Origin of the sequence: Paraburkholderia sp. Cpub6, from assembly GCF_014201065.1 — a bacterium.
Taxonomy (GTDB): Bacteria; Pseudomonadota; Gammaproteobacteria; order Burkholderiales; family Burkholderiaceae; genus Paraburkholderia; species Paraburkholderia tuberum.
The window spans coordinates 138,752-160,190 of record NZ_JACHDM010000015.1 but is presented as its reverse complement, the minus strand read 5'-3'; the positions used below and the strand labels follow the sequence as shown (position 1 = coordinate 160,190).

At 63.1% G+C, this 21,439-nt stretch carries 15 protein-coding genes and 1 pseudogene; 11 read left to right on the top strand and 5 right to left on the bottom strand.

Going from position 1 to position 21,439, the window contains the following annotated elements; all coding sequences use genetic code 11:
• The first annotated feature begins 174 nt into the window (after nucleotides 1-174).
• From HDG33_RS23735 to HDG33_RS23720, 4 genes and pseudogenes are all read left to right on the top strand, one after another.
• Nucleotides 175-1,726, top strand: a pseudogene (locus HDG33_RS23735) (carbamoyltransferase C-terminal domain-containing protein).
• A 77-nt stretch (nucleotides 1,727-1,803) separates the two neighbouring features.
• The gene (locus tag HDG33_RS23730; protein ID WP_184034218.1) at nucleotides 1,804-3,153 is read left to right on the top strand and encodes an acetyl-CoA carboxylase biotin carboxylase subunit family protein; all 1,350 of its coding nucleotides are present in this window, start codon (nucleotides 1,804-1,806) and stop codon (nucleotides 3,151-3,153) included.
• Nucleotides 3,154-3,176: 23 nt separating this feature from the next.
• Nucleotides 3,177-4,379, top strand: coding sequence for a hypothetical protein (locus HDG33_RS23725; RefSeq protein WP_184034215.1), 1,203 nt, complete (start codon nucleotides 3,177-3,179; stop codon nucleotides 4,377-4,379).
• 75 nt (nucleotides 4,380-4,454) lie between these two features.
• On the top strand, nucleotides 4,455-5,198 hold the full coding sequence (locus HDG33_RS23720) for an alpha/beta fold hydrolase (RefSeq protein ID WP_260330575.1): 744 nt from the start codon (nucleotides 4,455-4,457) through the stop codon (nucleotides 5,196-5,198).
• 1,713 nt (nucleotides 5,199-6,911) lie between these two features.
• Here the strand turns inward: HDG33_RS23720 and HDG33_RS23715 are convergent.
• Nucleotides 6,912-7,841, bottom strand: a complete 930-nt coding sequence (locus tag HDG33_RS23715) for a 2-hydroxy-3-oxopropionate reductase (RefSeq protein ID WP_260330574.1) — start codon at nucleotides 7,839-7,841, stop codon at nucleotides 6,912-6,914.
• The gene (garL, locus tag HDG33_RS23710; RefSeq protein WP_184034205.1) at nucleotides 7,838-8,638 is read right to left on the bottom strand and encodes a 2-dehydro-3-deoxyglucarate aldolase; all 801 of its coding nucleotides are present in this window, start codon (nucleotides 8,636-8,638) and stop codon (nucleotides 7,838-7,840) included. The genes HDG33_RS23715 and garL overlap by 4 nt, the downstream gene beginning before the upstream one ends.
• A 232-nt stretch (nucleotides 8,639-8,870) precedes the next feature.
• Here garL and HDG33_RS23705 point away from each other — a divergent pair, with 232 nt between their 5' ends.
• Nucleotides 8,871-10,454, top strand: a complete 1,584-nt coding sequence (locus tag HDG33_RS23705) for an aldehyde dehydrogenase (NADP(+)) (RefSeq protein WP_184034202.1) — start codon at nucleotides 8,871-8,873, stop codon at nucleotides 10,452-10,454.
• A 141-nt stretch (nucleotides 10,455-10,595) separates the two neighbouring features.
• Here the strand turns inward: HDG33_RS23705 and HDG33_RS23700 are convergent, their stop codons facing one another.
• The 3 genes from HDG33_RS23700 to kdgD all read right to left on the bottom strand — a co-directional run bounded on the left by HDG33_RS23700 (nucleotide 10,596) and on the right by kdgD (nucleotide 14,028).
• Nucleotides 10,596-11,339: a FadR/GntR family transcriptional regulator gene (locus HDG33_RS23700; RefSeq protein WP_090806091.1), complete on the bottom strand. Its 744-nt coding sequence runs from the start codon at nucleotides 11,337-11,339 to the stop codon at nucleotides 10,596-10,598.
• 222 nt (nucleotides 11,340-11,561) lie between these two features.
• Nucleotides 11,562-12,920 (bottom strand): MFS transporter, encoded by a 1,359-nt coding sequence (locus HDG33_RS23695; RefSeq protein ID WP_184034200.1) that lies wholly within the window; start codon nucleotides 12,918-12,920, stop codon nucleotides 11,562-11,564.
• Nucleotides 12,921-13,110: 190 nt separating this feature from the next.
• A complete protein-coding gene (gene kdgD / locus HDG33_RS23690) occupies nucleotides 13,111-14,028 on the bottom strand; it encodes a 5-dehydro-4-deoxyglucarate dehydratase (protein WP_090806087.1) in 918 nt (305 codons plus the stop codon).
• Nucleotides 14,029-14,283: 255 nt separating this feature from the next.
• Between kdgD and garD the strand changes: the two genes are divergently transcribed.
• The 6 genes from garD to HDG33_RS23660 all read left to right on the top strand — a co-directional run bounded on the left by garD (nucleotide 14,284) and on the right by HDG33_RS23660 (nucleotide 21,424).
• Nucleotides 14,284-15,873 carry a galactarate dehydratase gene (garD, locus tag HDG33_RS23685; protein ID WP_090806085.1) on the top strand — a complete coding sequence of 530 codons (1,590 nt, stop codon included), beginning with the start codon at nucleotides 14,284-14,286 and terminating at the stop codon, nucleotides 15,871-15,873.
• Nucleotides 15,874-15,973: 100 nt separating this feature from the next.
• Entirely contained in the window at nucleotides 15,974-16,840 is an 867-nt protein-coding gene (locus HDG33_RS23680) for an NAD(P)-dependent oxidoreductase (protein WP_184034197.1), read from the top strand.
• Nucleotides 16,837-17,766, top strand: a complete 930-nt coding sequence (locus HDG33_RS23675; RefSeq protein ID WP_184034194.1) for an SMP-30/gluconolactonase/LRE family protein — start codon at nucleotides 16,837-16,839, stop codon at nucleotides 17,764-17,766. The genes HDG33_RS23680 and HDG33_RS23675 overlap by 4 nt, the downstream gene beginning before the upstream one ends.
• A 612-nt stretch (nucleotides 17,767-18,378) precedes the next feature.
• On the top strand, nucleotides 18,379-19,371 hold the full coding sequence (locus HDG33_RS23670; RefSeq protein WP_184034191.1) for a TRAP transporter substrate-binding protein: 993 nt from the start codon (nucleotides 18,379-18,381) through the stop codon (nucleotides 19,369-19,371).
• 177 nt (nucleotides 19,372-19,548) lie between these two features.
• Complete coding sequence (locus tag HDG33_RS23665) at nucleotides 19,549-20,058, top strand: TRAP transporter small permease (RefSeq protein WP_035470962.1); 510 nt, start codon at nucleotides 19,549-19,551, stop codon at nucleotides 20,056-20,058.
• A gap of 13 nt (nucleotides 20,059-20,071) precedes the next feature.
• Nucleotides 20,072-21,424: a TRAP transporter large permease gene (locus HDG33_RS23660; RefSeq protein WP_184034188.1), complete on the top strand. Its 1,353-nt coding sequence runs from the start codon at nucleotides 20,072-20,074 to the stop codon at nucleotides 21,422-21,424.
• Nucleotides 21,425-21,439: the final 15 nt, after the last annotated feature.

Here is a 21,439-nt window from a genome sequence, read left to right as displayed (position 1 = left end):
TGTTCCGGAAGAGAAAGAAGAAGCAGGAAAGTTCGATCTATCCGCTTCGCTGAGCGCACAGAACAGGCTGGCGAGGCGCCTCCGCGACCGACGGGGCGCCGCGATGCTCATTTCATCCGGGGACAGTGAGCGCCCCATCTCAACAAGGACAGGAGTCCCGTGAAGATTTTTGCTATGAAGCCAGGCCATGATGGCGCCATCGCGCTGGTCGATGCTGCGAGCGGCAAGCTGGAATGGTCGTTCGAGCCGGAGAAGGACAGCTTTCCGCGCTATGAGGTTTTCAATCCGTCGCAGTTCGTGTTTGCTGCCGAGCAACTTGGCGCGATGCCGGATGTATTTGCCGTGAGCGGTTGGGGCAAGGGCTCGATGGCCGCGAACGCGCCCATCGGCGCCGGCTACTACGGACACGGCAGCGGAGCGGTCCAACATCACCGTACGACGATGTTCGGTGCGAATGTAAACTATTTCACCAGCAGCCATGAACGCTCGCACATCTGGTGCGCGTATGGCCTGTCGCCTTTCGAGCAGGGCAAGCCGTGCTATGTACTCGCATGGGAAGGCGCGCTCGGCGACTTCTATCTGGTCGACGAAAAGCTGGACGTGCATCACGTCGGCCGCGTAATGATCACGCCGGGCAACAAGTACGCGTTTCTGTACGCGCTCGCGGACCCCACGTTCACGTTGCCGAAGGGCAAGCTGCGCAACGAGGACCCGGGCAAACTGATGGCGCTGTGTGCGTACGGGAAATCTGGCGAAATGACGCCCGATGAGCGCGAGATCACAGATTTCCTGCTGGAGCGCGACAGCATCCTCGCGACGCTGTCGAAGGACGATCTACGCAAATCGAAGTATTACAACATCGGCTTGCAGCATCCGGATTTCACCCGGCTCGCGACGTTACTCTGATGAGATCTTCAACCGCTTCTATTTGTACGCGAAAGAGCATCTGACCGATGGCTATCCGCTGTTGATTTCCGGAGGATGCGGGCTCAATTGCGACTGGAACACGATGTGGCGCAGCAGCGGACTGTTCGAGGACGTATTTGTACCACCGTGCACGAACGACACGGGCTCCGCGATCGGCACCGCCGTCGACGCGATGAGGGAGTTCACAGGCCGCGCGAAGCTTGAGTGGTCCGTCTATAGCGACCGTGCGTTCATTGATGATCAGCCGGACATGCCGGACGTCGATACCTATCCGCTGGATCTTGGGCACGTCGCCGGCTTTCTCGCACAGGACAACATCGTCGCGTGGACCCAGGGACGGTGCGAGATCGGCCCTCGCGCGCTCGGCAACCGCTCGATTCTCGCCGCGCCGTTCGCGCGATCGACTTGCGATCGCCTGAACCGCATCAAGAAGCGCGAAGGGTTCCGTCCCGTGGCACCGATCTGCCTGGAAGAAGAGGTGTCGCGTCACTTTGACTGGACTGGTCCTTCGCCGCACATGCTGTACTTTCAGAAAGTGCGCAATCCCGAACTAGCTGCTATCACGCACGTCGACGGCACCGCGCGTGCGCAGACCGTGAACGCGCAGCAGAACCCACGGATGCACGAGCTGCTCACGCAGTTCCGTGCTCAGACCGGTTCGGGCGTGCTGTGCAACACGTCGCTGAACTTCAACGGCACTGGCTTCATCAACCGCACGAGCGACCTCTACCAGTACTGCAAAACCACGGGGATCGACGGCTTCGTCTACGACGAGCGGTTCTGTGTGACCCGCAAGTAAGCTCCCATCGGGCGGCCAGACGGTCGCCCGACCGGGTTCCCGAATCGCATACGTTTTGCCTGAGGCATTCCGCAACCATGACCAAGAAGATTCTCTACGTATACGCGCCGGCTGGGCCGCCGCTCGATTACTTCTTCCCGAAAGTCGCGAGCCGCGGCGACGTGCATACCTGCATCGTCAGCAAGCCGTCCTCCTACAACCACGAGATCCTGTGCAAGCACAGCGCCATGCTGCACGATTTCAGCGGGCTGCGGCCGGACGACGGTTTCGCGCGCGTTGCCGAAATCGCGCATGCGCTGAAGCCGGACGTCGTGTTCACGTTTTCCGAGTTCCTGCTAAAGTCCGTGTCGGAGCTCGCGGTGCAACTGGGCGTGCGCGGCGTAGGCCCGAATATCAACCTCGCGCGCAACAAAACACTGATGCGCCAGCGCTGGCAGGAAGCGGGTTTGCCGCAGCCGGCGTTCCGCGCGATCCGGCGGCACGATGACCTGCATCGGGTCGCGGAATTGCGCTTTCCGGTGCTAATCAAGCTCGCCTATGGCGCAGGTTCGATCGGCCAGCAAATCGTCCATGGCATGTATGAACTCGACAGCGCCGTCGCGCGTCTGCTCGAGGCCACCGAAGCGGCGCGTCGCGCCGGAAAGCATGAGTTCTCGGAGCAGTCCGGCTTTCCGCAATTGGTCGCTGAGGAGATCATCGAGTCGACTACCGAGTCGTGGTACGCCGAAGACGGATACGGCGATTATCTCAGCGTTGAGGGGCTGGTGCGCGACGGCGAGTATTTTCCGCTTGCGATGACAGGCCGTCTGCGTACCATCGAGCCGTTCACCGAACTGGGAAACGTAGCGCCATGCGTGCTGAGTCGCGACAGGAAGGAGCAGATCGTCGCGCTGGTCCGGACTGCGGTCGACGCGCTCGGTTTCGAGAACTGCGCGACGCACACTGAGATGAAGCTGATGGCGAACGGCGGTGTATCGTTCCTCGAAACTGCGGCGCGGATGGGCGGCGTCGCGATCGCAAAGGAAGTGGATGAGGTGTTCGGCATCGATTACATCAACCTGTTCCTCGACGTCATGCTCGGCGAGCGGGGGCCAATTCCTTCATTCGAGCAGAACCCGCCGCGCTGCGCGGCGGCGTCAGTCGCGCTGATCGGCTGCGACAGCAATGGCACGCCATGGCGTGGCGCGAAGACCTTCAAGCCGGAACAGGTGGACTGGCGCGCACTCGTCGACGAGCGCGCCAACGTGAGAATAGAAGCCGCTCAGTCGGTGGAACCGGGCAGCCGCATGACGCCCTACGACGGTGCAGGCGGATTGCTGAACTATGCCGGACAGGCGTTCCTCGTCAGCGCCACGCCGGCCGATCTCAAACGTGCAGCCTATAGCCTGATCGACGGGCTCGAGGCGCGCCTGGCCGACCACACGTGAGCACCGAGCGGAGAATCCACACAATGAACCCGACCCGCTCGCGAGTCAGCCTGCTGCTCTGGATTGTCAATCTTTCGTCCATCGCGGCGAGCGTCTTTAGTTATGTCTATCTGTCGTACTTTGTGTATCAGAAGACCGGCTCGATGTTGCTGTCCGAGGCGGTTCTTCTGGCACCAATGGTGATTCCGGTCTTGCTGTGTCTTGTCATCAACGCGGCAGCAGGCCGGCACTCCCCGAAGGCTATCCTCGTCTGGTTCAACCTCGCGGGCGTGCTGGTCGCGGCGGCGACCTACGCGCTGGTCGATCACTTTGTCGCTGCGGCGGTTGTCGGCACCCTAGCGATCGGTTTCCTCGACGCGACGCAGCGAATCGCGCGAACCGTCGCGATCAAACGCTATTTCTCGACCGACGACATTCGTTATGCATTGCCGATCACGCTGACCGCGCAGTTCATCGCAGGCGCGATTGCGGGTGTCGCGTTGTCGTTTTACAAGAGCGAAATCACGTCGGAGATGGCGGGAGCGATCACGATCGCGGCATATGGTCTAGGCGCACTGGCGGCGGTGTTGTTGCCCGGCGCGCCGGCCCAGCCTACCCCCGCTGTGTCGGCCAGCGCCTTCGGTACGCTTGTGCAGGTGCTGCGGACATCGCCCGCGTTGCAGCGTCACTTCTTCGCGTTCTTCCTGTTGGTGTCGGTCTACCAGGGCTTCTTCAACGTGTCGCGGGTGACGCTGCCATCGTCGGTGCTTGGCCTGTCGCAGACTTATGTCGGCTATCTGCAGATCGTCAGCGCAACGTCAGCGCTGATCGCGGCATTGCTCTTTGCGTTCGCGAGCCGGCGTGGTGTCACTCCCGGCAAGGTGGCCATGCTCGCGATGAACGTGATATGTCTCGGCGCGATGGCGGGATCAGCGGCGTTCCGGGACGTGACGGTCAGCTACACGCTCTATTTCGTCTACATGTTTTTCTGGGAGGTGCTGTTCTTCAAGCATCAGGCGGACGTCGTCGCAGCGACACCGCCCGAGCATATGGCGCTCGTCGCCACGTTCCAGTACGCGAGCGTCTATCTTGGAATGATCGTCGCTGGCTTCGCGGGCAGTTGGGTCGCGCAGGGGTACGGTTTATTCGTCGCGGCGCTTGCGTTCGTCGTGTTCTACGTGGCGAGCATGACGTGGAACGCAGTGCGGGACATCGGCGCCGTGCGCGAATCGGCTTATAGCCGCTGAAGTGGACAACGTCGTCGGCGTTGCAGGGGACATTGCTGCATTCCCATTGCCAGGTGAAACACCATGAGTAAAGCTATGCCGCTGGTCATGATTCACGGCCTGTTTGGGTCACAAAGCTTCTATGCGCCGAACCGGCGCATTGCCGCCGTCGATGTTCATACCCCCGATCTGGTTGGCTACGGCGCGCTGAAAGACAGCGCGGTCGAGCCGATCACACTGGCAGGCCAGGCGGCGCATGTGATCCGCTATGTGCAAGAGCACGTCGGCGCGCCGAGTGTCCTGCTTGGACACAGTGTAGGCGGCGCAGTCGCAATGCTCGTTGCCGCGTCCGCGCCCGACCTTGTGTGCGGGGTGATAAATGTCGAAGGGAATTTCACGCTCAACGACGCATTCTGGTGTCGGAAAATCGCCGGTCTGGACGCCACCGCGTGGCAGGCAGAGCACGCGCGCCTCGTCGCCGATCCGGAGGGCTGGCTGAAGAACGGCGGCATTGCCGTCACGCAGCAGCGTCTCAAGTGGGCACGCACCGCACTCGCGAACCAACCGCGCGAAACGATTCAGGCAATGGCGCGCGCGGTGGTGGCGGAAACCGGCGCGCCCGATTTCCTTTCGCGCATTCGCATGGTCGTCGAGCGGGGCACTCCCCTCTTCATGCTCGCTGGCGAAAGGTCGGCGGCTGGATGGGACGCGCCGGACTGGGCGCACGCTGCGGCGCTGTCCTACGTGGTCCAGCCGGAAGTCGGCCACATGATGATGCTCGAGGAGCCCGACGGGTTCTGCCGAATCGTCAGCGGGATGGTCGCCCAGATCGCGGCCTGACTGGATGTGCCATGTCGTTTGCGGAAACAGGCGCGGTTCGGTACTACGCCGTTATTTTCACCTCGGTGGGTACGGAAGGCGATCTGGGCTGTCAGGCGATGATCGTCGATGTCCGGTCTCGCGACACGACAGCTTGGGTATCTCGTTGTCGAATTGGTAGGGGAGGATTTCGGCAATATCGTAGCGTGCCGGACGAGCCCCAGGGCCGTCGCAGCGTGGAAGGCGGATGCCGCACATCTGGCGGCACAGTGGCTTGGACGCGACGTCCGGTACAGCATAGACCGGGCACGGATCTGCCGGGTGGCGCGAGACTATGGATACGGCAGCGAGCGTGCTGCGGACCGAGCTCGATCTGATCGCGGCACGGCGGCCGCATCACGTGATGATCGATGGAGAATGGCGTGTGAAAAATGGGCTGTGATGGATGATCGTGCTGTGAGACGTCAGACGGCGTCGAGCCTCGCTTGCGGACGGGCAGACGAAATGCGCAGCGCGCCGGCAAATCACGAAACGTGCAGGGTCGTGCTAGCGCAACTGCCAGACTAAGCCCATCGTCGGCGCGAGGGCGCTTGACGGAGCTGGTCGAAGACGGGACGACGACGGTAGTCTATCCGTGATCTTGACCCACCACCGGAAGCTGCGCAACGACCTGTATTGGCCGAAGCAGTGCTTAACGAGGTGTTTGAAAAACGCGTTCCTACAGATCCCGCCGTATCGATCGGCCAAGGGCATCACGGGTCACGTATGCACCGCATTCGGTTGGCATAGCGGCCGAGTACGCCAGCTATGCCTTTGTAAGCTTGTCCGGATGCCAACGCAACTGCGCCAGATCAGAAGGGCGTGCGAGTCGTCCGTTCAGCAGATATTTTCCTTTGGCTTGCATGAATAGCGCTATGCGTGACCATGCCCAAGCCGATGTCACCAGGTCTCCCGATAGCCAGACGAACATCTGCTCCCGCCAGCCACCAAGTTCAACGTCGACGGGCCGGTGCGGTGTGTGGGCAAGCCAACCCGTCAGACCAACGGCTGGCATGGATGGCGTATCGTCGGGTGCGCATGTCCGCGAGAAGCCATACCAACTGACCGATCAGCCGAGTGTTGCCGCCTGATCTGCGTCGATGTCCCGGGTGCGGACGACAACTCCATTGTCGCGATTCGCTCCGTTCAGGCATATGGGGGAAATTTGGCGCGTATCTCCGAACAGTCCAGCCCCGACACGCTTCAGAAGGTGTTCGTACCAGAAAATCATCTCCGAAATGCGGCCAGTCGCTTCGTGCGTAGGGCATGTCGCCAGTTTGCCGGGTACCGAGAGAGGGAATGGGCGAAGGATGATTCTTGCGTCCCCGATGGTTCGCCCGATCGGACATTAGTCGGATTGGATGGCGCAAGGGCATGGAGGCGAATGCCATGGCAGCGCGGCCACTACCTAAGCCGTGTGCTGCGCACAGACGTAAGATCGGCGAGTAGCTCGCAATGGAATTGCGAAAGCAACTGCCGTTACTGAGGGGAGACTAAAGGTCGCGAGCCATGCTCACGCGTTGATGGTCCTACGCTGGTCCGAAGCGCTGGATCAGGCGGCAATTCAGAGCGATGCCGCGAAATGAGCATCGCTCCCGATCAGACGACGAATTGCGATCGAGCCGGCCATCGGTCACATGCGGACAGACGGAAAACCCGATCGCAACTGTGAAGTGGCGCCGTGCAACAGCGCGCTTACGCGCTCTTCTGACCGATCTCGTGATTCGCGAGCACTTCGAGCGCGCGCACCATCGCCGAGTGGTCCCACGCCTTGCCGCCGTGCGCGACGCACGCGTTGAACAGCGCCTGGCAGGTGGCGGTGTTCGGCAGCGACACGCCGAGCGCCTGCGCGGTCGACAGCGCGAGGTTCAGGTCCTTCTGGTGCAGTTCGATGCGGAAGCCCGGATCGAACGTGCGCCTGGTCATGCGCTCGCCATGCACTTCGAGAATGCGCGACGATGCGAAGCCGCCCATCAGCGCTTCACGCACGCGCGCCGCATCGACACCCGCCTTCGACGCGAGCAGCAGCGCTTCGCCGACCGCCTCGATGGTCGCCGCGACGATCACCTGGTTGGCGACCTTGCACACCTGGCCCGCGCCGACCGCGCCGATCAGCGTGACGTTCTTGCCCATCATGTCGAACAGGGGCTTCACGCTGTCGAACGTGGCCTGTTCGCCCCCGACCATGATGGTCAGCGAGCCGGCCTTCGCGCCGACTTCGCCGCCGGACACCGGCGCGTCGAGATAATCGGCGCCGGATTCGCGCACGCGCGCCGCGAAATCGCGGGTCGCCATCGGCGAGATCGAGCTCATGTCGACGACCGTCTGGCCGGCGCGCAGCGCGCTCGCGAGGCCGTTCTCGCCGAACAGCACGCGTTCGACGTCCGGCGTGTCAGGCACCATGATGAAGATCACGTCCGCGTTGGCGGCGACCGCGGCGGGGTTGTCGCATGCGAGGGCGCCGGCCTGCGTGAGCTCGGTGGGCACGCCGCTACGCGTAAAGGCGGCGAGCGACACGCCGTTTTTCAGAAGGTTGGCGGCCATGGGCTTGCCCATGATGCCGAGTCCGATAAAGCCTGCTTTTTGCATGGAATGCTCCGAAGATGTCGTGGCGGCCGCGTTCAAGCTTCGCCCGCCGGTTTCTGCATGAAGTGTTTCTGTGCCGCCTGCGCGGCGCCCTTGAGCAACCCGAGATCCGCGCAGACCGCGACGACGCGCGCGCCCATCGACAGATACCGTTCCGCGTCGGCCTGCAGCGGCGCGAGAATGCCGCTCGACTTGCCGGCCGCCTGCGCGCGCGCGAACACATGCGCGATCGCCTGCTGCACGTCCGGATGGCTCGCATTGCCGAGGTGGCCATACGACGCCGCGAGGTCGGACGGACCGATGAAGACCGCGTCGATGCCGTCCACCGCGAGGATGCTGTCGATATTCTCGACCGCCTTGCGGCTTTCGATCTGCGGGATCACGCAGACGTTGTCGTTGGCGATCGCGAAGTAGTCGGACACGGTGCCGTAGCGATTGCCGCGATGACCGACCGATACGCCGCGAATGCCCTGCGGCGGATAGCGTGTCGACGCGACCGCGCGGGCGGCGTCGTCGGCGCTGTCGACGAAGGGCACGAGGAAGTTCGAGAAGCCGCTGTCGAGAAAACGTTTGATCACGACGCTGTCGTTGGCCGGTGGTCGGACGACCGGTGCGCTGCCGCTGTCCTTGAGCGCCATCAACTGCGGGATCAGCGTGAGCACGTCGTTGGGCGCGTGTTCGGCGTCCAGCAGCATCCAGTCGAAGCCGACCGTGCCCAGCAGTTCAGTGGCGATCGGGCTGGCGAGCGACGCCCAGCAACCGATCTGGGTCTTTCCCTCGCGCACCGCGCGCCGGAAGCGGTTGGGCAAGGATTCGTAAGGCGTGACGGCGGGCATGCGGTGTCTCCTCGAACGGCGATGGATCGGGAAAAGCTGCGACAATGCTAAACCGCGAAATGCGAGTTATAAGTCGTCGTATGACTAGCTGCAGATTAGCACCGCACGGCCCGGTTGTAATGGGCGAGTATACCCGTATGCCCCTGTCAGGCACGTGTTTCGGGTTGCATAGGGCCCCCGCGATGTTGTAGGATGACCTATATCTTTAGCCTTCATTAAAGGAAAGTCGAAAATGCCTATTACCGGCGAAATGCTGATCGGTCGCAAAGCCGTGCGCGGCGAAGAAAAACCGCTGCGCGCGTTCAATCCTGCCACGGGTTCGGAGATTGCCGAGCCGGTGTTCGGCAGCGGCACCGTCGAGAACGTCGAGCAGGCCTGCACGCTCGCGCAACAGGCATTCGACGCCTACCGTCAACTGCCGCTCGCGGTGCGCGCCGAGTTCCTGGACCGTATCGCTGACGGCATCACCGCGCTCGGCGACGAGCTGATCGAGCGCGCGCAGGCTGAATCGGGACTGCCGAAGGCGCGTCTGGAAGGCGAGCGCGGCCGCACCACCGGCCAGTTGAAGCTGTTCGCGCAGACTGTGCGCGCGGGCCAGTGGCTCAACGCTACGCTCGATTCGCCGCTGCCGGAGCGCAAGCCGTTGCCGCGCTCGGATCTGCGCATGCAGAAGATCGCGCTCGGTCCGGTCGCGGTGTTCGGCGCGAGCAACTTCCCGCTCGCGTTCTCGGTAGCGGGTGGCGACACCGCCGCGGCGCTGGCTGCTGGCTGCCCGGTCGTCGTGAAGGCGCATCGCGCTCACCTCGGCACGTCGGAGCTGGTCGGTCGCGTGATCCAGCGCGTCGCGCAGGAAATGGATCTGCCCGAAGGCGTGTTCTCGATGATCGTCGGCGCGGGTAACTCGGTCGGCGAGGCACTGGTTGCGCACCCGGCCATCAAGGCGGTCGGCTTCACCGGTTCGCGCGCGGGCGGCACTTCGCTGATGCGCGTCGCGGCGGCGCGTCCGGAGCCGATCCCGGTGTACGCGGAAATGAGCAGCATCAACCCGGTGTTCCTGCTGCCCAACGCTCTTGCGGCACGCGGCGACAGCATCGCGCGCGGTTTCGTCGACTCGCTCGTGCTCGGCGCGGGCCAGTTCTGCACCAACCCGGGCCTCGCCATCGCGATCGACAGCGACGCGCTGAAGGGCTTCGTCGCGACGGCATCGGAAGCGCTCGCGGCGAAGCCGGCGCAGACCATGCTGACCTCGGGCATTCACGCCGCGTATGAAGACGGCGAAGGCAAGCTGGCCGCAACGAAGGGCGTCGAAGTCGTGGCACGCGGCGTCGCCGCGACCGGCCCGACCCAGGCTTGCGCGGCGCTGTTCGTGACCGACGCGCAGACGTTCCTCGCGAACCCGGCGCTCGAAGACGAAGTGTTCGGCCCAGTGTCGACGATCATCCGCTGCAAGGACGAGCAGGAAATGCTGAAGGTCGCCGAACACTTCGCCGGCCAGCTGACTGCGACGCTGCAGATGGACAGCGCCGACGTGGCGGCTGCGAAGAAGCTGGTGCCGATTCTCGAGCGCAAGGCCGGCCGGATTCTGGTCAACGGCTTCCCGACCGGCGTCGAAGTGTGCCACGCGATGGTCCACGGCGGCCCGTTCCCGGCAACGTCGGATAGCCGAGCGACCTCGGTCGGCACCACGTCGATCGACCGCTTCCTGCGCCCGGTCTGTTACCAGGACTTCCCGGCCGAGCTGCTGCCGGAAACGCTGGCCGACGGCAATCCGCTGGAACTGTGGCGTCGTCGCGATGGCGAACTCACGCGCGGTTAATCGCGTGACGCCGTCCTGAACGGATGCGCGCCCGGGCCGGTCGGCCGGGCGCGGATCGAAGGGAAGGGCGGACGCAATCGCAAGATAAAAAAATGGCCGGGAGATCCCGGCCATTTTTTTCGCCCGCGAGCTTCGTGAGAATCAGCTGTTCGCTTCGCTCACTTCATTCGCGCGACGCAGCCGCTCGCGGCTATTCGACAGATGCATGCGCATCGCGGCGCGTGCGCCTTCGGCGTCGTGCCGGCTGATCGCCTCGAGGATGCTTTCATGCTCGAGGTTCACGAGCGACAGATACGCATCAGGATCGGCGCGCGCGATGCCGGCCGAGTCGAGCCGGTTGCGCGGAATCAGCGCGCTGCCCATTTGCGACAGGATGTCGACGAAATAGCGGTTGCCGGTTGCGCGTGCGACCGAGATGTGGAACTGCAGGTCGGCCTGCACGCTGTCGAGCCCGTTGTGGCGCGTGGCCTCGATCGCGTCGAGCGCGGTGCGCATGCGCGCGAGGTCGTCCGGTTTCGCGCGTTGCGCGGCGAGACCGGCACATTCGGTTTCGAGGCTGATGCGCAGCTCCAGAATGCACAGCACGTCGCGCAGCGTGGTGGCGGGCACCATGTCGATGCCGAGCTTTTCGCGTTGCGGTTCGAGCACGAAGCTGCCGATGCCGTGCCGCGTCTCGATGACCTTGCCTGCCTGCAGGCGCGAGATCGCCTCGCGAATCACCGTGCGGCTCACGCTGAGTGTGCTCATCAGCTGCGATTCGGTGGGGAGTTTGTCGCCCGGCTTCAGCAAGTTGGCCGCGATCTGCTCGGTGACGTAGTTGACGACGAACTCGGCAAGATTGCGAGCGCGTCGTGGCGGTGCCGCGGATGCTAGTGGTGTAGCCATCGAAAACGCTCCTTGTTTGAAAGATCGCTGGGAATCGTGCATTTTTATTATATCGTCGTCTGACGACTGATTATATAAGCGCCGGATCGTTTCCGGCGCAAATGTCACGTATATCGGCGCAGGCCCGAAGTTTGGCGCCTCGGCGCGGATAGATCGCGCGAGGCGCCGGGTCGGTCGGCCGGAAGTACGATAACCGCGACGATAACCAAGCCTATAACGGGCTCACGCCGGGCGCAACTCGACCCGCCGGATATCCTTGACGATCACCAGATAGCTGATCACGGTCAGCAGCGCGTTCGCGCCGACGAACACCAGCGCGCCATTGAACGAGCCCGTGCGGGCGACGAGATAGCCGATCACGATCGGCGTCACGATGCCGGCGATGTTGCCGAACATGTTGAAGATCCCGCCGGACAAGCCGAGCGCTTCCTTCGGCGAGGTATCGGCGACGACCGCCCAGCCGAGCGCGCCGATGCCCTTGCCGAAGAACGCGAGCGACATCAGCGCGACGACGACCCAGTCGGTCGACACGTAGTTGCAGCCGATGATGCAGGTCGACAGCAGCATGCCGCCGACGATCGGCACCTTGCGCGCGACGGTCAGCGAACAGCCGCGGCGGATCATTCCGTCCGACAGCACGCCGCCGAGCACCCCGCCGAGAAAGCCGCAGATCGCCGGCAGCGAGGCCACGAGGCCCGCGTGCAGGATCGTCATGCCGCGCGCCTGCACGAGGTAGATCGGAAACCATGTCAGGAAGAAGTAGGTCAGCACGTTGATGCAGTACTGCGCGAGATAGACGCCGAGCAGCATGCGGTTGCTGAGCAACTGACGCACGAGCGTCCAGCCGCCAGCCTTCGAAACATTGTCCGGGTGCGTCTTGCGCGCACCGCTGACGAGGCCGCCACCTTGCTCGATGTACTCGAGCTCGGCGCGCGACACGCGCGGATGGTCGGCGGGATTCTTCATGACCTTCAGCCACGTCAGCGCGAGCAGCAGCCCGGCCACGCCTAGTACGACGTAGACCATTTCCCACCCGAACGCGTGCGTGAGCCACGCCATCAGCGGCGTGAACACGACCGCGGCGAAGTATTGCGCGGCGTTGAAGATCGCCGACGCGGTGCCGCGCTCGTTGGTCGGGAACCAGCTCGCGACGACCTTCGCGTTCGCCGGGAACGCCGGCGACTCGGCCGCGCCCATCACGAAGCGCAACGCAAACAGGCCGGTAATCGCCGCACCGGCGCTGCCGAGCAGGCCGACCGAGCTCTGCAGCAGCGTGAATAGCGACCACGAGAAGATGCTCGCGGCGTACACGCGGCGCGCGCCGAAACGGTCGAGCAGCCAGCCGGCCGGCAGTTGCGACAGCACGTAAGCCCAGCTGAATGCGGAAAAGATATAGCCCATGCGGATCGCGTCGAGGCTGAACGCGGTGCGCATTGCGGAACCGGTGACGGACAGCGTCGCGCGGTCGGCGTAGTTGAGGGTGGTGATCACAAAGATCAGCAGCAGGATCCCGTAGCGGACCTTGGTGCGTGCCGCGCTGGAAGCGGCGTCGGTGGAACTGGCCGAGCGGCTCAAGTCCATGGGTCATCTCCTGTATTGTCTGGCGAGGTGTAGTCTGCACACCGGGTGGCCCGCAGACCACCTGCCTGTCGGGCAAACACACGAACGCCCGGCGACGTTGCTGTGCCGGGCGTTCGCCACGCGGCCGTCCAGGCGGCCCTCATCGATGAGGCTCGCGAGCTTTCTCGCTCGAGACCCCGGAGCCGGTGCCTTACTGCGGTCCGAGCTTCTTGATCAGCGCGTCGAGCTGCTCCATTTCTTCCGGCGTCAGATCGGTCAGCGGTGCGCGCACCGGACCTGCGTCGTGGCCGACCAGCTTCGCGCCAGCCTTGACGATGCTGACCGCGTAGCCGGCGCGGCGGTTGCGGATCTTCAGGTACGGCAGGAAGAATTCGTCGATCAGCTTGCCGACCGTCGCGTGGTCGTCAGCGGCGATCGCGCGGTAGAAGTCCATCGCGGTCTTCGGAATGAAGTTGAACACCGCCGACGAGTACACCGGCACGCCCAGCGCCTTGTAGGCTGCAGCGTAGACTTCCGCGGTCGGCAGGCCGCCGAGGTACGAGAAGCGCTCGCCGAGGCGGCGGCGGATCGTCACCATGTTTTCGATCTCGCCCACGCCGTCCTTGAAGCCGATCAGGTTCGGGCAACGGTCTGCCAGACGCTCGAGCATGTCGGCGTTGAGCTTCGAGTTCGCGCGGTTGTAGATGATCATGCCCATGCCCGGAACAGCCTTGCAGACCTCTTCGGCGTGCTCGGCGATACCGTCCTGGCTTGCTTCGGTCAGGTAGTGCGGCATCAGCAGGATGCCGTGCGCGCCGAGGCGCTGCGCTTCCTTCGCGTAGGCGATCGCCACGCGGGTCGGGCCGCCGGCGCCGGCGAGGATCGGTACCTTGCCCTTACAGACCTCGACCGCGGTCTTGACTACTTGCGTGTAGTCGTCTTGCGTCAGCGAGAAGAATTCGCCCGTGCCGCCGGCGACGAACAGCGCCGATGCGCCGTACGGAGCGAGCCATTCGAGACGCTCTGCGTAGGTGTCGGCGCGGAAGTCGCCTTTAGCGTCGAAGTCGGTGACGGGGAAGGACAGGAGGCCTTCCGAAACGATCTGCTTGAGTTCCTGCGGTGTCGTCATGATCAAAATATCCAGGCGTCGGATTGGGTCGTTGTTGGTTCCAACCAGTACAACGGACGTCGTACTAGTAGAAAATCTTTGGAAATCAGATTTCTTATACGTCATCGTACAACAACAAATCCGGTAACTCAACGGGGTTTTCACGGCATAATTCACGCTATAGGGTAAATACGGAACATCCGGGCGAAACTTCACGTTGTAGGATGACGTATGATTTCTGGCGAAGCAGGTCTATCACGCCTCAAGGATCGATCAATGGAACAAACTCCGCTCTACATCCGCGTTCATCCCAATGACAATGTCGCGATCGTCGTCAACGACGGCGGTCTGGGCGAGGGCGCGGTATTCGCCGATGGCCTCAGGCTGCGCGAGCGTGTGCCGCAGGGCCACAAGGTCGCGGTGGCCGATCTCGCCGAGGGCGACGAGGTCATCCGCTATAACGTCGTGATCGGTTATGCGCTGAAGCCGCTGCCGAAGGGCAGCTGGATCAACGAACACGTGATCCGCATGCCGAGCCCGCCGGGACTCGAAGACCTGCCGATCGCCACCACCAAAGCGCCGGACATGCCGCCGCTCGAAGGCTATACGTTCGAGGGCTACCGTAACTCGGACGGCTCGGTGGGCACGCGCAACATCCTCGCGATCACGACCACCGTGCAGTGCGTCGCCGACGTCGTGCAACACGCGGTCACGCGCATCAAGGCCGAGTTGCTGCCGAAATATCCGAATGTCGACGATGTCGTCAGCCTCGGTCACACCTACGGCTGCGGCGTCGCGATCGACGCGCCCGACGCGATGGTGCCGATCCGCACCGTGCGCAACATCGCGCTGAACCCGAACTTCGGCGGCGAAGTGATGATGGTGAGCCTCGGCTGCGAGAAGCTGCAGCCCGAGCGTCTGATGCCGCCGGGAACGATTCCGATCGCGGCGGCCGCGGTCGTCGACGATGTCGCGGACATCGGTGATGTCGCGCTAGACCAGAACGGCGACGTCGTGGTGCTGCAGGACGAATCGCACGTCGGCTTCCAGTCGATGATCACGTCGATCATGAGGATGGCCGAAGGGCATCTGAAGCGCCTGAACAACCGCCGGCGCGAAACCTGTCCGGCGTCGGATCTGGTGATCGGCGTGCAGTGCGGCGGTAGCGACGCGTTCTCGGGCCTGACCGCGAACCCGGCCGTCGGATTCGCAACGGACCTGCTGGTGCGCGCCGGCGCGACCGTGATGTTCTCGGAAGTCACCGAAGTGCGCGACGGCGTCGATCAGCTGACCGCGCGCGCGGCCAATGCGGACGTCGCACAGGCGATCATCCGCGAGATGCAGTGGTACGACGATTACCTGAAGCGCGGCGGCGCGGACCGCAGCGCGAACACGACGCCCGGCAACAAAAAGGGCGGCCTGTCGAACATCGTCGAAAAGGCGATGGGCTCGATCATCAAGTCGGGCAACTCGGCGATCTCCGGCGTGCTGTCGCCGGGTGAGAAGGTCAATCAGAAGGGCCTGATCTACGCGGCGACGCCGGCCAGCGACTTCATCTGCGGCACGCTGCAGGTCGCCTCGGGCATCACGCTGCACGTGTTCACGACCGGCCGCGGCACGCCGTACAGCCTCGCCGAAGTACCGGTCATCAAGGTCGCGACGCGTTCGGACCTCGCGCGTCGCTGGCACGATCTGATGGACATCAACGCCGGCACGATCGCGACCGGCCAGTCCAGCATCGAGGAGGTGGGCTGGGAACTGTTCCGCCTGATGCTCGAAGTCGCGAGCGGCCGCAAGGAAACCTGCGCGGAGAAGCTCGGACTGCACAATGCGTTGACGCTGTTCAACCCGGCCCCGGTGACCTGAGCAGGCACCGTGCCCCGTCAATACTCAGGCGAGCGCCGGTCCAGCCGGCGCTCGCTTTTCCATTCAGAAGACCCGCTCGCAATCACAACATCCAAGAGACATGACCGATTTGAACGTTGACCGCTCCGCGGCAAAGAAACCCTTCCGCCGTCTGCTGCTCACCGGCGCCGCGGGCAACCTCGGCAAGCAACTGCGTCCCGCGCTCGCGCAATGGGCCGACATCGTGCGCGTGTCCGATATCGCTGCGCTCGGCGAAGTCGCCGCGCACGAGGAAGCGGCCGTCGTCAATCTCGCCGATGAAGCAGCCGTGCACGCCCTGCTCGAAGGCGTGGACGCGGTGGTGCATCTCGGCGGCATCTCCGTCGAAGCGCCGTTCGAGGACCTGCTCGAAGCGAACATCCGCGGCCTCTACAACGTGTACTCGTCGGCGCAAAAGCATGGCGTGAAGCGCATCATCTACGCGAGCTCGAATCACGCGGTGGGTTTCCATCCGGTGACGTCGGTTCTCGATACCGAAGTGCCGCTGCGTCCGGACGGCATGTACGGCGTGACGAAGTGTTTCGGCGAATCGCTGTCGCGCTACTACTTCGACCGCTTCGGTCTCGAGACCGTGTGTTTGCGGATCGGCTCGTCGTTCGAGCAGCCGAAGACCGCACGCATGCTCGTCACGTATCTGAGCTACCGCGATTTCATCGAGCTCGTGCGCTGCTCGATGTTCACGAACCGCGTCGGTCACGCGATCGTCTACGGCGTGTCGAACAACCGCGTCTCGTGGGTCGACAACACGAACGCCGCGTTTCTCGGCTACCGTCCGCAAGACAGCTCGGCGCAGTTCGAACACCTGTTCCCGCCGAGCGCCCCCGACACGCGCTTCGACGACCCGACCCAACTGTACCAGGGCGGCCCGTTCGTGCTAGCCGGTCCGATGGAGCCGAAGCGGGAGCCTAAGCGGGAGCCTAAGCAATGAGCGCGAATCCGCAAGTGGAGCGCTTCGAAGCGGCCGGTCCGTTGCCCGCGGCCACTGGTGAAAGCCCGGTCTGGCGCGCGGCCGAGCAGGCGCTGTACTGGGTCGACATTCCGGCGAAAAAGATCGTGCGCGGTTCGCTCGCGACGGGCCAGCGCACCGAATGGCTGCTGCCGGAACAGGTCGCCTGTATCGCGTTCGATCGCGCCGGCACCGTGCTCGCCGGCTGCGAGACCGGGTTGTTCGCGGTCTCGCTCGCGGACGCGTCGAAGGTTGCGAGCGGCGAGCCGCTGACAGCGTCGCTGCGCAAGCTCGCGGCGCCTGAATTCCCGCACGTCGGAATGCGTTTCAACGACGGCCGCTGCGACCGGCAAGGGCGTTTCTGGGCCGGCACGATGGTGATGGACATGGCCGCGGCGATCCCGGGCGGCGCGCTGTACCGCTTCGACGAGAAGGGCGTGCTGTCAGCGCCGGTCGTCGATTCGCTGATCACGCAGAACGGCCTGGGCTGGTCGCCGGACGGCACGACGATGTATCTGTCCGACTCGCATCCGCTGCGCCGGCTGATCTGGGCGTTCGACTACGACGTCGACACCGGTGAGCCGCGCAACCGCCGCGTGTTCGCCGACCTGCATCGCTATTCGGGCCGTCCGGACGGCGCGGCGGTCGATGCCGACGGCTGCTACTGGATCTGCGCGAACGACGCCGGTCTGCTGCTGCGTTTTACGCCGCAGGGCAAGCTTGACCGGCAGGTTCCGGTGCCGGCCATCAAGCCTGCCATGTGCGCGTTCGGCGGCCGCGATCTCGATACGCTGTTCGTCACCTCGATTCGTCCCGCCAGCGGCGCGAGCGAGCACGACGGCCACGTGTTCGCGCTGCGGCCCGGCGTGAGCGGGCTGCCTGAGCCCGAATTCGCAGGGCAACTGTAACGTTGCTTGCATGAAGCATGCGCCGGGATGAAGTTTTTCTCCCGGCGTTTTCATTTTTCAGGACCATTCGTGTGGCCCTTTATTTGTCACTCGTCGTACAACGTGTTGTGTGAAGACCACGCCGCCACGTATTTCTTCAGCAAAAATACCACAGCTCCGCAGACTGTACCGATTCCGTCCCCATCCAATGCCAGACGGCGCGGGACCTTGTGGCATGCCACGCCGGTCATCCGTACCGGTGCTTTTCTTGATGCGGGTAAATACCGTCTGTACAAGATAAAACCCCTTTTATAGACTTCGTATGTTGTCGTACAACATATAAGCCCAAACAAATGGCTTTCTGTGTTGGTGTGACAGTGCAATTCGGTGGGTTTTCAAGGCATTCGTGCCGCTGTGGTCGATGCGGAATGCATATCCGAAGCCGGCCGGCGTGATTGAAGTAAGTAGTCGAGTTGTCGACTGGAGTGCTGGGTCAACTGTGCCGGGGAAGTCGCACAGCCAGTACGGCCAACGCCCGCACCTGCGAAGGCAGTGAGCGTGAAGCCGGAGACGCGTCAAAACCATGTCACATCCGCTGTTGCTGGGATGGTCCATTTTTCAAGGAATGTCACGATGAACAAGAAGTTTGCCTCTTCCCATGTTTCGATGATCGTCGCGGCCGCGGCGTTGGCGTTCAGCACGATGTCGGCTGAAGCGCGCGTGTTCCGCGTCGCCGATGTGCACGGCGACACCTTCCCGACCAACATGGCCGTGAGGTACATGGGCGAGGAGATCAGCAAGGCGACCGGCGGCAAGGACTCCGTGAAGGTGTTCGGCAACAGCGCGCTCGGTTCGGAAAACGACACGATCGACCAGGTCCGTATCGGCGCGCTCGACATGGCCCGTGCCAACGGTGCTGCGTTCAACGAAATCGTGCCGGAATCGATGATCCCGTCGCTGCCGTTCCTGTTCCGCGACGTCGACCATTTCCGCAAGGTCATGTACGGTCCGGAAGGCCAGAAGATCCTCGACGCCTTCACCGCGAAGGGCATGATCGCACTGACGTTCTACGAGAGCGGCGCACGCTCGATGTACGCGAAGAAGGCGATCAAATCGCCGGCTGACATGAAGGGGCTGAAGGTCCGCGTGCAGCCGTCCGACCTGATGGTCGACGAAATCAAGGCAATGGGCGGCACGCCGACCCCGATGCCGTTCTCGGAAGTCTATACGGGTCTGAAGACCGGCCTCGTCGACGGCGCCGAAAACAACCTGCCGTCGTACGAAGAAACCAAGCACTTCGAAGTCGCTCAGGTCTACTCGGAGACCCAGCATTCGATGACGCCGGAAGTGCTGGTGTTCTCGAAGAAGGTGTGGGACACGCTGTCGCCGCAAGAGCAGCAGATCATCAAGAAGGCCGCGGCTGACTCGGTGCCGTACTACCAGAAGCTGTGGACCGCGCGCGAAGCCGACGCACAGAAGGCCGTCACGAAGGGTGGCGCAACGGTCATCGCGGCTTCGCAGATCGACCGCGCGGCTTTCGTGAAGGTGATGCAGCCTGTGTGGGCGAAGTACGAAAAGACCCCGCAAATGAAGCAGATCGTCGACGAGATCGAAGCAATCAAGTAAGTCACGCGTCCCGGACGCAATCAGCAATAGCAACGTTTGTCGCAACAGCGGCGTGAATGGTCCCGCGAGGAAACTCGCGAGACCTTCCGCCGTGCGATTTCGCGCGCGCGTGCGGATCGTGTCGCATCGGGACGGCTGAATCTCAAGCATAGGTCGGTCGTAAGCAAGGACAGGGTCATGAGTTTCCTGAAACGCCCAAATGATTTTCTTTTTCGCGTGCTGCTGGTCGTGGCGTCGCTTAGCCTCGCCGTGCTTTGCCTGCTCGTGATTTATAGCGTGGTGATGCGCTACGTGTTTAGCGACGCGCCCGATTTCGTTGAGCCCATCGCATTGCTGCTGGTGATCCTGATCGCGATGTTCGGCGCCGCGCTGAAGGTTCGCGAGGGCGGTCACATCGGACTCGACTCGCTCGTCAAGAAATTGCCCGAGAAAGGCCAGGTGATCGCGAAAGGGATTCAGCACCTGTGTCTGGTCGCGTTCGCGGTGGCGGTCTTCGTCGGTTGCCTCGAGATGGCGGAAACCACGATGGGCGACCGCATTCCGATCATCGGCGTGCCGGAAGGCGTGCGCTACTGCATCCCGATCTTCGCGAGTGTGTGCATCGCGTTGTTCTCGATCGAGCATCTGCTCGAGCTCTTCGCGGGGAAACGGGAAGAGCCGGCGCTCGAACTCTCCGCCACGGAATAAAAGTAGAACCATCATGGAACTTGCCCTTCTTGCCGCCAGTTTTCTAATCTTCCTCTTCCTCGGGGTTCCGGTTTCATTCGCGTTGGGCCTGTCCTGCGTTCTGACGTACCTGTTCGAAGGCTTGCCGACCGCGACCGCGATGCAGTCGATGATCTCGGGCATGAACGGTTTCTCGTTCCTCGCGGTCCCGTTCTTCATCTTCTCCGGCGAGCTGATGCTCCATGGCGGCATCGCTGACCGCATCCTGCGTTTCGCGCAGGCCTCGGTCGGCCATTTCCGCGGTGGCCTCGGCATGGCCAACGTGGTCGCCTGTACGCTGTTCGGCGGCGTGTCGGGTTCGCCGACCGCGGATACGTCGGCCATGGGCGGTGTCGTGATCCCGCTGATGAAGCGCGAAGGTTATAGCGCCGCATACGCGGTCAACGTGACCACGCACTCGTCGCTCGCCGGCGCGCTGATGCCGACGTCGACCAACATGATCATCTACGCGTTCGCCGCGCAAGGCGTCAGCGGCGTGCTGAACGGCAAGCAGATGAGCGGCGTGTCGATCGGCGATCTGCTGTTCTCGGGTCTGTTGCCGGTGCTGTGGGTGATGGGCCTCGTGCTGATCGCCGCTTACTGGCAGGCCGTCAAGTTCGGCTATCCGCGCCGTCCCGACGGTTCGACCGAACTGCAGCGTTTCCCGGGCTGGATGGCGGTGCTGCGCACGTTCATCGGCGCGGTGCCGGGTCTGATGGTCATCGCGATCATTCTGTTCTGCGTGGCGCGCGGTATCGCCACCGCGACGGAGGCGGCCGCAATCGCCGTGGGTTATTCGCTGATATTGACCATCGTCGTGTATCGCTCGCTGTCGATGAAGAAGCTCGGCCATGCGCTCGGCAAGGCCGCGAAAACGACCGGCGTGGTGTTGCTGCTGATCGGTGTGTCGAACATGCTGCGCTTCCAGATGGCCTATCTGGAGATCCCGGAGGCGATCGAACGCATGCTCGACGGCGCGACCTCGCTGCCGTGGCTGATGTTGTTGTACATCAACGTGATTCAGGTGTTCCTCGGTACGTTCGTCGACATGGCGGCGCACATCCTGATCACAACCCCGCTGTTCCTGCCGATGGCCATGCACAACGGGGTGGGCCCGGTTCAGTTCGGCATCATGATTCTGCTGAACTGCGCATTGGGTCTCGTGCATCCGCCGATTGGCTCGGTGCAGTTCATTGGTTGCGCAATTGGCAATGTGTCGATAGGGGAAACTACTAAGGTGGCGTGGCCGTATTACCTCGCTATCTTCTCGGCCATCAATATTGTCACCTATGTCCCGTGGTTCTCGACCTGGTTGCCGAGCATCATCAACGGTCACCCGGTGTTCTGATCCAAAAAAAACGTC